The 12,240-nt window shown below is 48.3% G+C and carries 9 protein-coding genes; 7 read left to right on the top strand and 2 right to left on the bottom strand.

Going from position 1 to position 12,240, the window contains the following annotated elements:
• Nucleotides 1-30 precede the first annotated feature (30 nt).
• Nucleotides 31-882 carry an aldo/keto reductase gene (locus QQK89_RS00865; protein WP_284236511.1) on the bottom strand — a complete coding sequence of 284 codons (852 nt, stop codon included), beginning with the start codon at nt 880-882 and terminating at the stop codon, nt 31-33.
• 169 nt (nt 883-1,051) lie between these two features.
• Between QQK89_RS00865 and QQK89_RS00860 the strand changes: the two genes are divergently transcribed.
• Entirely contained in the window at nt 1,052-1,945 is an 894-nt protein-coding gene (locus tag QQK89_RS00860) for an AraC family transcriptional regulator (protein WP_284236510.1), read from the top strand.
• A gap of 160 nt (nt 1,946-2,105) precedes the next feature.
• A complete protein-coding gene (locus tag QQK89_RS00855; RefSeq protein ID WP_284236509.1) occupies nt 2,106-3,296 on the top strand; it encodes a sugar efflux transporter in 1,191 nt (396 codons plus the stop codon).
• Nucleotides 3,297-3,359: 63 nt separating this feature from the next.
• Here QQK89_RS00855 and QQK89_RS00850 read toward each other — a convergent pair whose 3' ends face one another.
• The gene (locus QQK89_RS00850) at nt 3,360-4,796 is read right to left on the bottom strand and encodes a SpoVR family protein (RefSeq protein ID WP_284236508.1); all 1,437 of its coding nucleotides are present in this window, start codon (nt 4,794-4,796) and stop codon (nt 3,360-3,362) included.
• Nucleotides 4,797-4,959: 163 nt separating this feature from the next.
• Here QQK89_RS00850 and QQK89_RS00845 point away from each other — a divergent pair, with 163 nt between their 5' ends.
• The 5 genes from QQK89_RS00845 to QQK89_RS00825 all read left to right on the top strand — a co-directional run bounded on the left by QQK89_RS00845 (nt 4,960) and on the right by QQK89_RS00825 (nt 11,965).
• Entirely contained in the window at nt 4,960-6,708 is a 1,749-nt protein-coding gene (locus QQK89_RS00845) for a sensor histidine kinase (RefSeq protein WP_284236507.1), read from the top strand.
• Nucleotides 6,705-8,264: a response regulator transcription factor gene (locus tag QQK89_RS00840; protein WP_284236506.1), complete on the top strand. Its 1,560-nt coding sequence runs from the start codon at nt 6,705-6,707 to the stop codon at nt 8,262-8,264. The genes QQK89_RS00845 and QQK89_RS00840 overlap by 4 nt, the downstream gene beginning before the upstream one ends.
• Before the next feature lie 205 nt (nt 8,265-8,469).
• A complete protein-coding gene (locus QQK89_RS00835) occupies nt 8,470-9,390 on the top strand; it encodes an ABC transporter permease (RefSeq protein WP_284236505.1) in 921 nt (306 codons plus the stop codon).
• A 13-nt stretch (nt 9,391-9,403) separates the two neighbouring features.
• Nucleotides 9,404-10,321, top strand: a complete 918-nt coding sequence (locus tag QQK89_RS00830) for a carbohydrate ABC transporter permease (RefSeq protein WP_284236504.1) — start codon at nt 9,404-9,406, stop codon at nt 10,319-10,321.
• Between the two features lie 57 nt (nt 10,322-10,378).
• Nucleotides 10,379-11,965 carry a DUF3502 domain-containing protein gene (locus tag QQK89_RS00825; protein WP_284236503.1) on the top strand — a complete coding sequence of 529 codons (1,587 nt, stop codon included), beginning with the start codon at nt 10,379-10,381 and terminating at the stop codon, nt 11,963-11,965.
• Nucleotides 11,966-12,240: the final 275 nt, after the last annotated feature.

Genomic DNA, 12,240 nt, shown 5'->3' with positions numbered 1-12,240 from the left:
CAATGGCCGATAGGATTGCGGTTTTTGTTATTAAATATCGAGTTTGCGAGTACCGATCCCTTTAACCATCACAGGATCCCGATGCGAAAAGAACAAACTTTGTTTCGTATCTAACGAAGCCACTAACTGCATATCTTCTTCGGATAATTCGAAGTCGAAAATGTTGAAATTCTCGATAATTCTTTCTTTGCGAACCGACTTCGGTATGACGACAACCTCTCTTTGCGTGAGCCAACGCAACACGACCTGAGCAACAGACTTATTATGCTTCTCGGCTATAGCCACTAGTACCTCGTTGTGGAATAAATTATTTTTCCCTTCGGCAAAAGGCGCCCACGATTCAATCTGCACATCATGTTCTTTCATAAACTTTGCATTCTCGATTTGTTGATGGAAAGGATGCGTCTCAACTTGGTTTACGGCAGGAATCACTTCATTGTGAAGGATGAGATCAATCAGACGGTCCTCATGGAAATTGCTGACGCCGATTGCCCGAATTTTGCCTTCGCGGTACAACTCCTGCATGGCCCGCCATGAACCATAAACGTCTCCATAAGGCTGATGAATTAAATACAAATCCAAATAATCTAGCTGCAGTCGTTTTAATGAATTTTCAAATGCTATTTTTGTGCGCTCATATCCGGTATCCTGAACCCAAAGTTTCGTCGTGATAAATAACTCGTCTCTTGCTACACCGCTGCGTTTAATCCCTTGTCCAACCGCTTCCTCATTTAAATACGAAGCTGCGGTATCAATGAGCCGGTAGCCTGCCATAATAGCGTCATAAACGCTTTGTTCGCATTCAATCGCATCGCGCATTTGGAACACGCCAAAACCGAGCAGAGGCATTTTAACACCATTGTTCAATATTACAGTTTGCATCAGTAGTCCTCCATATTCAATATAGTCGACATGCTTATTATGAACGGAAAAACAGCAGGTCCGTTATCCCAATCGTCCTAAATCATTGCCTAATCCTCTCAGTGCCATTTATTTAGGATGCGAGTTTACATTATAATTGGATTTATAAAATAACGGAGGACATTGCCATATGTCTGAATTAATCGCTGCACAGCAGAGCAAACTCGCCAAGATTATAGAACGATACGCGCAAACCGACGGTGTTCATGAAACCGCCATTCCGTCTATGTACTTCATGCGCCAAGCAAATTCGTCAGGGCCAAGACCCGGTGTATACAAGCCGTCCTTATGTTTGGTGGTTCAAGGAGCGAAGGAAGTATGGCTTGGAGAAGAACGGTATAAATATAGCCCAACAGACTACTTGGTGTCATCTGTTCACTTGCCTGTTACTTCTCAAGTTACTGAAGCAACTCCGGATGTGCCGTATCTTGGTTTCAAGCTTGAATTTACGGCAAAACAAGTGTTGGAAGTTCTGCGCGATTCTGATATTGGTGTAGGGTCAAGAAGCCATGCCAAACGGGGCATGTTCGTCAGTCGCATTGAAACGCCCCTTATGGATGTGATAGTCAGGTTAGTTTGTTTATTGGACGAACCGCAAGATATTCCGATGCTTGCACCGTTATTCATTAGGGAAATTCTATATAGAGTTTTAAGAGGAGAGCATGGAGGACTTCTTGAACAAATCGCGATTGAAGGTAGCTCGACCCAGCAAATCAAGGAAGTGATCGAGCATATCACCAATTATTTCTCCAATTCTCTGCGGATTGAAGAACTTGCTGAATTAGCGAATATGAGCATCTCTTCGTTACATCGGCAATTTAAAGAAGTCACCGCGATGAGTCCGATCCAATTTCAAAAACAACTTAGATTGCAGGAAGCTCGCCGGTTGATGATATCGGAGTCGGCCGATGCTTCGGAGGTCGCATTTCGGGTAGGTTATGAAAGTCCATCGCAATTCAGCCGCGAGTATTCTAGAATGTATGGCGCTTCGCCCAGACAGGATGTCAAACGGCTTAAAGCGTAAACGAATGAACGGCAGCCAGCTTAATGTCTGGCTGTTTTTTTTTGTTCCAAATTGAGAGGATTGGGCAAGGATCTAGGAGAAACGTGATACCGGTTTAGCTTATTTTTCGGAATAATGAAGTAAGGAATGATTGCTGCGACCATAATGATAGGAGGATCATATGTACACGCGATTAAAAAGCCTGTTCTCAATAAAAGGCTACCGTTTGTTTATTATTTGCGTATTTCTGATCGGTATAGGAATTTCGATTACAATGCCTTATCTAGCGCTCTATTGCACGGAGGAATTGGGGATGAGTGCTGGAGCTTTCGGCGCATTCACGGCAGTGAGTTCGCTAAGCGGAGTTCTGGCCAACTCCATAATTGGGAAGTACTCCGATCGTAAATTGAATCGAAAACGAATTATTATAATAGCAACCATTTCGTCCGCATTGGGTTACCTTTCTTATACCGCGTTTAATGATTATGTGGTTTTACTCGTTATGGTTAGTTTTTTCAGTGGATTAGGTGCTTCTGCGATGCCGCAAATTTATGCTTATGCCCAGGAGTCGGCTAACGAAAGCAAGTCTGAAGAAAAGACGTTTGCGATGTCTATTCTACGTTCATTAGTATCGCTTGGATTCTTGATTGGACCTTTGTTTGGTACGCTTATTTTAGGAGGGGGTAACTACAGAGGACTCTTCTTGGGCACGGCGGCTATTTTTATCACGGTGTCGGCGATTGTATTTATCTTTTTGCCAAATAGAAGTGCTCTTCGAAAAACGAAGTCCGTTGATATCGAAAAACAGGCCATCAATCGAAAACGGATTTGGAGTCCAATGATTGCCATTATCTTTCTGCTGGCCGTAAATGCGATAAATGGGATTATCACTCCGTTGTTAATTGTGAATGAACTTCACGGGACTCATACAGACGTTGGACTTGTCGTTAGTATATGTGCCGGTTTGGAGATTCCAATTATGTTTGTGCTCGGGGCATTGGGTAAAAAGCTATCTAACCATTCGCTTATGATCAGTGCTTGCTTTATTTCAATTCTGTACAACATCGTTCTGATCGTCTCTACGGATGCTTGGCAGCTAATCGTGGCCCAGATTCTACAAGCGGTGTTTGTAGCCATTGTTATGGGAAATGGATTGGGTTACTTCACGGAGCTGCTGCCAAACTCGCCGGGAATGTCTTCAACGATGTATTACAACGGATCCATTCTAGGGAGATTGCTGGGGAATTTGGGCGGCGGCCTTGTTGCGCAGTTTGTGGGCATTCGCGATGTATATTGGGTATGCTTAGCGGTTGCGATGGTAGCCTTCTTCATATTGCGGAGTTATAAACCTCAGAAGCAATTAGAAGCGTAATAAAGACCGGGATGCAGCAAAAAGCTGCTGTTCCCGGTCTTTATTTGTTCTCGTTCGCGCGCGCTACACAAACTTCCGGCTCGTCTTTTTCCCGTCGCAGCTGAACACGATTTTTTTATCCTCGACGATCGTTTCAAGATGAACGTTTTTGCCCCATAAATGCACGACATAAGGAAGGGTTCGCTCGACATATTTCAAGTCAAGCTCGGTGCCTTCGTAGTTATGCTTCAGGTAAAGCTCGCCGATCCGGTTGAAGTCGCCGTCTGTGACGGTGATGCTCGGGAAGCCGCCGTTCACCTTGGAATAGACGAGCTGCTCGCGGATATTTTCCCATGATTTATCGGTTATTTTCCACTCTGGACCTTTCTTCTCGAAGACATACAGATCCAGCTCATCCGTCAAATTTTTCGTTAAGTAATTGCGGAGGAAGGAGATATCCGAGTCGAATTCGCGAACCTCGAACATCTTTTCCCGGCCTTTGCCCGGCACGCGTCCGAACCGTTCCTGCTCTTCCTTCGTTGGTTTATCCCAGCGCTTCTCGATATCTTCGAAGATCTTCAGGCCGAGATAATAAGGATTCAGGCTATGGCGAGAAGGCACAACAACGGAAGAGTTCAGCATGGCAAATTCAATCGTCTCTTCGCTCGTCAGCGGCAACTCGCGAATAATGCGCTGATGCCAATACGAAGCCCAGCCTTCGTTCATGATTTTGGTCTCGATTTGCGGCCAGAAGTAGAGCATCTCGTCGCGCAGCATCGACATAATATCCCGCTGCCAAGGCTCAAGCTTAGGCGAATATTCCTCGATGAACCAGACGAGATCTTTCTCCGGCTCCGGCGGGAAATGGTTGGATGCCGTTCCGGGCGCTCCTTGGGCCTCTTCGATTTCTTCCAGTGACCACAAATCTTCGAATTCGGATTTCGCCGTCTGCTTCGTGGAACGGGATTTCTCCTTCGTCAGCAGCTCAATGTAACGGGTTTTATCCAGTTGGTAAGGCTTAATGATCGTAGGATCCACATGCTCCTGAATGGCAAGAACCGCGTCAATAAACTTCTCAACGGCTTCCGTGCCGTGATCCATCTCGTACTGATGTATCCGGTCGGCCGTGGCGGACATGCTCTCGACCATATTGCGGTTCGTTTGGCTGAAGCGGGCATTGTTCTTGAAGAAATCGCAGTGGGCCAAGACGTGGGCGACAATCAGTTTATTCTGAATAAGCGAGTTACCTTGGAGCAGGAAGGCGTAACACGGATTGGAGTTAATGACCAGCTCGTATATTTTGCTTAGACCGAAGTCGTATTGCATTTTCATTTTGTTGAACGTCTTGCCGAAGCTCCAGTGGCTGAAGCGTGTCGGCATGCCGTATGCGCCAAAGGTATAAATGATATCCGCCGGGCAAATCTCATATCGCATCGGGTAAAAGTCGAGCCCAAAGCCTTGTGCGATTTCAGTAATTTCATCAATGGCATATTCCAGTGCACGGATTTCATCCTGATTCATTCCGCTATCCCCCCGTACTTCTTAAATACCGTTCATACCATAACTATGCGGGCGGCTATGGAGGATATGTCCCGAGCGTTCAAGTAATCTCCTATTTATTTATTGGGCGAATTCGTTTATGATACCCCTAATTAAAAAGATAGGACCGGAGGATGCGGCAAACATGGACAAGCGGATGAGAACGTTCATGCCTTTTACGTACAAAATGATGATTTCCTACCTGCTGCTAGTCTTAGTTACGGACGTGGTTATCGGCTATTTTTCGTATACGATGCTAGTGAAGTCCCGTACGGAAATGGCAGAGACGAACATTAAGACCGCGATGGAGCAGACGGAAAATAACCTCAGCTACCAGCTCGACGAGATCCAGCGGATGTCCGATACGCTATTCGGAAGTTTGTCTTTCCAACGCGCGCTGCAGAAGAAAGGCGACCCGTTCCAAACCTATCTGACGATGCTCGACGAGATCGTGCCTCAAATTCAGGCGCCGCTGCATTTATACGGCAACCACATCCGACTCCTTGTGTATACGACGAACGGTTATTTGAACGAGGTTGACGGGGACAACATGTACGAGGAAATCCAGGACAGCGACTATTATATTTTGCCGTACAGCGAAATTACGAATAAGTCCTGGTTCCAGGAGATTAAGGATTCGGACCGCGATAATATTTGGCTGCAGGTCGATACGGATCAAAGCCTCGACAATATTTCTCATTTCCGGAAGCTGGTCTCTTACAATGACTACAAAACGATTATCGGGTATGTCCGGATTACGACGAGAATGGATGATTTATTAGGCGACTTTAAAGCGTTTCCAACCGAGGAAGGGCTTGTTCTGCGTCTTGTTGACTCGAATAACGGCACCATCTACTATCAACGGGGCGACAGCGAGCACACGGAAGTGAATCAGGATACCTATCTCGTCATGCAGAATAAGATTCCGAACACGAGTTTTGTCATTGAGACGCTTGTGCCTCGCAAATACTTGAGCAAGGACGCCGGCAAACTGGGAGGCGTTATTTTCTCCGTCTGCCTGATCAGCTTTTTGTTCATGTCGTTTATTGGGTTCCTGGTTGCGAGGCTTTCCGGACGGAAAATGAGACGGATCGTTACGTTCCTCCGTTCCTTCCAGCAGGGCAGCTTTCAGAAGCGGCTCCGCTTCAGCGGCAACGATGAATTTGTCCATATTGCAGGGGCATTTAACGATATGGCGGAGAACATCCAGGATCTAATCAAGAAGGTATATGTGGAAGGCATTCAGAAGAAACAAGCCGAGCTTGAAGCGCTGCAGGCGCAGATTAATCCGCATTTTCTGTACAACACCTTATCCACGATCGGAAGTCTTGCCAATTTGTCGGAGACGGAAAAGGTCACGGGCATGGTCGAAGGGCTTGCGAAGTTTTACCGGCTTACGCTTAACGATGGACAGGTATTTATTCCGCTCGCGAAGGAGCTGGAGCAGGTTGAAGCTTATCTGGATATCCAGCGTATTAAATACGCAGGTAAATTTGATGTCCATATCGATATGGAGCGGGGACTGGAAGACTGCAAAGTGATCAAGCTGATTCTGCAGCCTTTTGTCGAGAATATCTTCAAGCATGCGTGGTTCGGCAGCCATATCGCCATCCGGATCAGCGGCAAAGCAGCCGGGAATAGAATCGAGCTGAAAGTCATCGATACCGGGATCGGGATGAAGCCGGAAACGCTGAAGACCGTTATGGCACAGCCGGGACAGTCGGGCGGTTACGGCATCCGCAACGTGGATGACCGCATTAAGCTGCGCTATGGAGACGAATACGGCATTGAGATCGGAAGCGTGTTTGGCGGAGGGACAACGGTGCGCATCTTGCTGCCGATTGACCGGCAGGGCAACGCGGATGAGGAAGAGCAAAGGAGACAGCTGGCATGATAACAGTATTGTTAGTGGATGACGAAGCGGTAGATCTGGAGTGGATGCGGCGCAGAGTGAGCGCAAGCCCGCTGCCCTTGCAGGTTGTGGGGACGGCCAGCAGCGGCTTCGAAGCGTTAAAGCTGATAGAGGATGAGCGGATTGACGTGATCCTGTCGGATATCCGGATGCCCATTATGTCCGGGACGGAGTTTGCCCGGAAGGCGAAGGAGCTGAACCCGCATGTGCAGGTTGTCTTTATCAGCGGGCATGAAGACTTCCAGTATGCGAAGGAAGCGATACAGATGAACGCTTCGGGTTATCTGCTGAAGCCGGTGAAGGATCAAGAGCTTCATGAGATGCTGGAGACGGTGTATAAGCAGGTGGAGAGCGAACGGAAACGCCATTCCATCGTTAACGAAGCTTTATCGCTCGTGAACAGGGAGCTGCTGCTCAAATGGCTGGCGGATGCGTCGGAGGAACATGAACGGGAGCATATTACGCCTTTTCTCGCTTCGCTGCTTGAATATGGCGCAGCGGCGGCGGTTATTGAGATCGATGATGTGGAGTGGAAAATCCCCGAGCCGGAGCGGCGCGGTTTAATCCGCAGCATCACCGCGTATGTGGAGCGTTTCGTTACGGACCATAACGGAGGAACCGTACTTGCTAGCCACGACCAGCGAATCGTTATTTTATCGCCCATTTCGGACGAGCGGTTTACCGCCATGCTGGAAGAGCTTGTGAAAGAAGCTCAGCAGAGCTTTCCGGTTACTCTTACGGCTGGCGCGGGCGGCTCGGCGCGAGATGGCGAGGAGCTGCGCGAATCGTACCGGCAAGCGCAAGCGGCGCTAAGCGCGAAGTGGCTGCTTGGCAAGAACCGGCTTATCAAGGACGTATCCGGTACGGCAAGAGAAGATAAGCTTGAACCTAATGTAGAAGAAAACGTCGAGCAGATGCTGGATGCGATTCTGAATTATGACCTGGTGGCGATTGATGACCGGTTGCTTAAGTTGTTCGACAAGAATGAGCATGTGTCCCAGAAGCAATATGCTTATGATCTTATCATTCGGGTAACGTCCAAGCTGCATGCCGATCTGCTGCAGCAAAGCGAGAACTTGTACGAGCTGCTGAAGTGGGATGCGCAGAAAGCGGCCGTCTTGTTCCAATTCGAGACGATAGACGATATTTTGTCCTGGCTCCGGAGAAGGTTCTTCGAGTTATCCGAGCTGCTCTACGTCAAGCGGCAGAAGCAAAAGCGCAAGCTGTTCGACAACATTATGGCGTTTGTGGACGAGCGGCTGGAGCAGAAAATTACGCTGAAGGAAGTAGCGGCGTTTTTTGATTTTACTCCGAATTATTTAAGTACCTTGTTCAAGGAAGAGACCGGCACCTTGTTCAGCGACTGGCTGAATGAGCGGCGCATGGACCGGGTGAGGGAGCTCTTGGCGGATCCTTGCCTGAAAGTCTATGAGATCGCGGAGCGGGTCGGCTACAAAAACATTATTTATTTCAACCGGCAGTTCAAGCAGTTTACCGGCATGACGCCCGGGGAATACCGGAAGAAGCATAAAATCTAGTCCGTTTGACCTTAACGAATAAGCCTGCGGCCTCTTTAAACGGAGTCTGCGGGCTTTTGTTTTTCTCCCGGTCCAAACTAAACTTTTTGCGGCAAATCGTAGATTAAGTATTACTTTTTGTAGTTTGGCTTAATTTTGGAGGGGCTTGTCCGGTTTATATAATAGACCTATAAGACAGAGAGATGACACAGGAGGAGAAAAACGAATGAAGCAACGCGGATTTTGGGGTTATGCCTTTCAGAACAGAACGCTGCTGCTCATGCTGGCGCCGGCGGTAGTCTTTTTTATACTGTTCGCTTATGTCCCGATGGCCGGCATTGTGCTTGCCTTCAAACAATACAACAACACGGGCGGCATCTTCGGAAGTCCGTGGAACGGAATTAGCAACTTCCGCTTTTTCTTCGAATCGGGCAATGCCTGGATGGTAACGAGGAATACGGCGCTTTATAATATCGTCTTTATCGTTGTGAACAACGTGCTGCAAATTGCGGCGGCGATCCTGCTATTCGAAGCGGTAGGCAAATGGTTCCGCAAGTTCTCGCAGACGATGCTGTTCCTGCCTTACTTTATCTCGTGGGTTGTTGTAGGAGCGATCGCATACAACCTGTTCAATTACGACGTGGGTACGCTGAACGTCATGCTGAAAGCCGTGGGAATGGAGCCGGTCGATATTTACAACACGCCCTCGTATTGGCCGGTGATCCTGGTGTTGGTATCCGCTTGGAAGACGCTTGGCTACGGTTCGGTGATGTACCTGGCGGCGATTACGGGTATCGACAACGAGATGTATGAAGCGGCTGAGATCGACGGAGCGAACGTGTTCCAGCGGATCTTGCATATTACGATTCCGAACCTGTATCCGACGGTTATCATTCTGGTGTTGCTTGCGGTCGGCAATATTTTCAGAGGGGACTTCGGCATGTTCTACAATATGGTCGGTACAAACGGCCTCTTGTTCTCTTCGACCGACGTTATTGATACGTTCGTCTTCCGTTCGCTGACGACCTCGAACGAAATCGGCTTATCGGCGGCTGCCGGCTTCTATCAATCCGTGCTTGGCTTTGCAACGATCTTGCTGGCTAACTATGCGGTACGCAAATACGACAAAGATCATGCTTTGTTCTAGGAGGGATTAGACAATGAGTGCAGTTGCCCAAACGGGAAAAAGCGGAATAAAAAGGCAAGCGGATGTCATGCTGCTGCGAGTGATCGGTTACGTCTTTATTTCACTCTTAGCGATCATTTGCATGATCCCCTTCCTTCTGGTTGTTACCTCCTCCTTGTCCGAGGAAAGCTCCATTGTGGAGAAAGGTTATCAGCTTATACCAACGGTATGGTCCACGGAGGCCTACAGCATGTTGTTCAAATATCCGGAGCAGATGCTCCGGGCGTACGGGGTCACGATTATGGTGACCGCGATCGGAACGTTGGTCGGTTTGTTTATAACAGCCATGACGGCTTACGTCCTCCAGCGCAAAGATTTCAGGTGGCGCAACCAGTTTGCTTTCTTCTTCTTCTTTACGACATTGTTCAGCGGGGGTCTGGTACCATGGTATATGCTGATCGTTACGTATTTGGATCTGAAAGACAAATTGCTCGTTCTTATTCTGCCGATGCTGCTGAACGTGTTCTATATTATCGTCATGAAAACGTTCATGAGCAGCATTCCGGAGGCCATTACCGAATCGGCCAAAATCGACGGAGCAGGGGATTTCCGGATTTTCATCCAGCTGATCCTTCCTTTGTCGAAGCCCGTTCTTGCCACCATCGGTTTGTTCATCGCTTTGGCGTATTGGAATGACTGGTATAACGCGCTTCTGTTTGTCAGCGATGATAAGCTGATGCCGCTCCAATATTATTTGTACAAAATGCTTGGCAACATGGATGGCATGCGCAAAGCAATGGTTGCTTCCGGAGCGGTCGTCACGACTAACATTCCGACGGAAAGCCTGAAGATGGCAATGACTATCGTCGCAACCGGGCCAATCCTGCTCGCTTACCCGTTCATTCAACGTTATTTCGTGCAAGGCCTCACGCTTGGCGCCGTGAAAGGTTAGGATGACCTCAGGGAAACCTGGTTATCATATATGACTACCATTTTTAGGGGGATACACATGCGAAACAAAAAATCGGTCATGATGCTGGCAGCTACATTTGCCCTTTCCGCTACAGTACTGGGCGCATGCGGCAGCAACAACAATGGTAATAACAATGGAACAAATGCAGAAGCGACGCCATCGCCGGCTGCAGAATCGCAATCTCCTGCGGCATCGGCGGATGCCGGCGCTGTCGACACATCCGAAGAACTAAAGATCAAAATGCTGATGGTTGGCGGCAAACCGGTTGATTATGACGCGGTATTCGCGGAGATCAACAAAAAGCTGAAAGAAAAAGTTAACGCCACCATTGATGCCGAGTTCCTAGACTGGGCGGACTGGACGCAGAAGTACCCGCTCAAATTCGCGGCGAACGAAGATTTCGATATTGCATACACGGCTAACTGGGCGTTCTATAACGACCAAGCGCTTAAAGGCGGCTTCATGGAGCTGACCGATGACATGCTGAACAAGTTTATGCCGCAAACGATGAAAGCTATGCCAGCGGTAGCTTGGGAGCAATCGAAAGTGAACGGCAAGCAGTTCCTGGTGCCGAACAACAATCCGGAAGTAACGGACAAAGCGGTATTGATCCGCGAAGATCTGCGCAAGAAATACAACCTGGAGCCGGTTAATAGCCCTGAGACTTACGCGGCTTATCTGAAAGCGATCGCGGCTAACGAAAAAGGCATCAACGGCTTTAACGCCAAAGGCGCCGATGGTTGGAAATGGCATGAGCTTGACCAAATCCTGCTCGAGCAAGCGAACGACTTCAACCTGGTAGACTACAGCATGCCGCTTGCTTACAAGCTGGACGATGCAACAGGCAAAGTATTCAACATTTATGACACACCGGAATTCAAATCGCTTCTTACTTACTACAAAGATTTGGCTGACAACGGCGCATGGTCCAAGAACATCGTCTCCAACAAAAACGACGTATGGCAGGATATGAAAGCCGGCAAAACCGCTTCTTACGCGCAAAACCTGGGTACTGTAGCGATGAATCTGGCTGAACTGAAACGCGAGCAGCCGGATGTAGAACTGGCGATTGCGGATCTGACGCCTAACAGCAAGAAAATCGCCGCAATCTCGACGCAAAACGGCTTTGCGATTCATGCCACATCGAAGAAAGCGGATCGTTCCCTGATGGTGCTGGATCTGCTGCAAAACGACAAAGAAATCCATGACCTGTTCATGTACGGCATTGCCGGCACGAACTATGAGGCTGTAGGCGACGACAAGTTTAACGCTTTGCCTGGCACGCCGAACTACACCGGTTTCTCCAACTGGGGATCGAACTCCCCGCTGAACCGCAAGGATGCTTCTTATCCGGCGGAAGCGGACGCGATTGGCACGGCATGGGAACAGAAGGTTTACCACTTCAAGCTTGAGACATTCGTATTTAACGATGCCAATGTGAAGAACGAAGTGGCTAACGTTGGCAACGTTATGCTCCGTTACGCGATTCCGCTCGAGTACGGCTTGATCAAGGACATCGACAAAGGCCAAGCGGATCTGATCGCGCAGCTCAAAGCAGCGGGAATCGATAAGGTGCAGGCGGAGCTTCAGAGTCAAATCGATGCGTTTTTGGCTAATCAATAAGGGGAGACGATTGTCTCTCCTTGCTAATCGAAGAAGCATTCCAGAGAATTAATATTTGCATAGGAACGGGCAATCCTCTTCCGGTCGCTGTTGTCTGCAGGAATTTTGAATATATCCAAATAGGATATTTCCCGCAGACAAAGGCGAACGCTAGCGCTCCTCCAGAGGATTTCCCCTTTTCCAAAGCAAATCATTCTCTGAAACATTTACTTCTTACAATTAAAGGAGGAGACAAAAGTCTCCTCCTTATTTATAGCCAAAAAGGGAGGACAAAG

This window comes from Paenibacillus glycanilyticus, from assembly GCF_030161375.1.
Taxonomy (GTDB): Bacteria; Bacillota; Bacilli; order Paenibacillales; family Paenibacillaceae; genus Pristimantibacillus; species Pristimantibacillus glycanilyticus_B.
The sequence above is the reverse complement of the archived record's forward strand: the minus strand, read 5'-3'. Positions and strand labels throughout refer to the sequence as shown.

Excerpts from the sequence above, each read along its gene's own strand:
- QQK89_RS00840 (WP_284236506.1), top strand. The coding sequence starts at position 6,705 with ATGATAACAGTATTGTTAGTGGATGACGAAGCGGTAGATCTGGAGTGG.
- QQK89_RS00850 (WP_284236508.1), bottom strand. The coding sequence starts at position 4,796 with ATGAATCAGGATGAAATCCGTGCACTGGAATATGCCATTGATGAAATT.
- QQK89_RS00865 (WP_284236511.1), bottom strand. The coding sequence starts at position 882 with ATGCAAACTGTAATATTGAACAATGGTGTTAAAATGCCTCTGCTCGGT.
- QQK89_RS00860 (WP_284236510.1), top strand. The coding sequence starts at position 1,052 with ATGTCTGAATTAATCGCTGCACAGCAGAGCAAACTCGCCAAGATTATA.
- QQK89_RS00825 (WP_284236503.1), top strand. The coding sequence starts at position 10,379 with ATGCGAAACAAAAAATCGGTCATGATGCTGGCAGCTACATTTGCCCTT.
- QQK89_RS00830 (WP_284236504.1), top strand. The coding sequence starts at position 9,404 with ATGAGTGCAGTTGCCCAAACGGGAAAAAGCGGAATAAAAAGGCAAGCG.
- QQK89_RS00855 (WP_284236509.1), top strand. The coding sequence starts at position 2,106 with ATGTACACGCGATTAAAAAGCCTGTTCTCAATAAAAGGCTACCGTTTG.
- QQK89_RS00845 (WP_284236507.1), top strand. The coding sequence starts at position 4,960 with ATGGACAAGCGGATGAGAACGTTCATGCCTTTTACGTACAAAATGATG.
- QQK89_RS00835 (WP_284236505.1), top strand. The coding sequence starts at position 8,470 with ATGAAGCAACGCGGATTTTGGGGTTATGCCTTTCAGAACAGAACGCTG.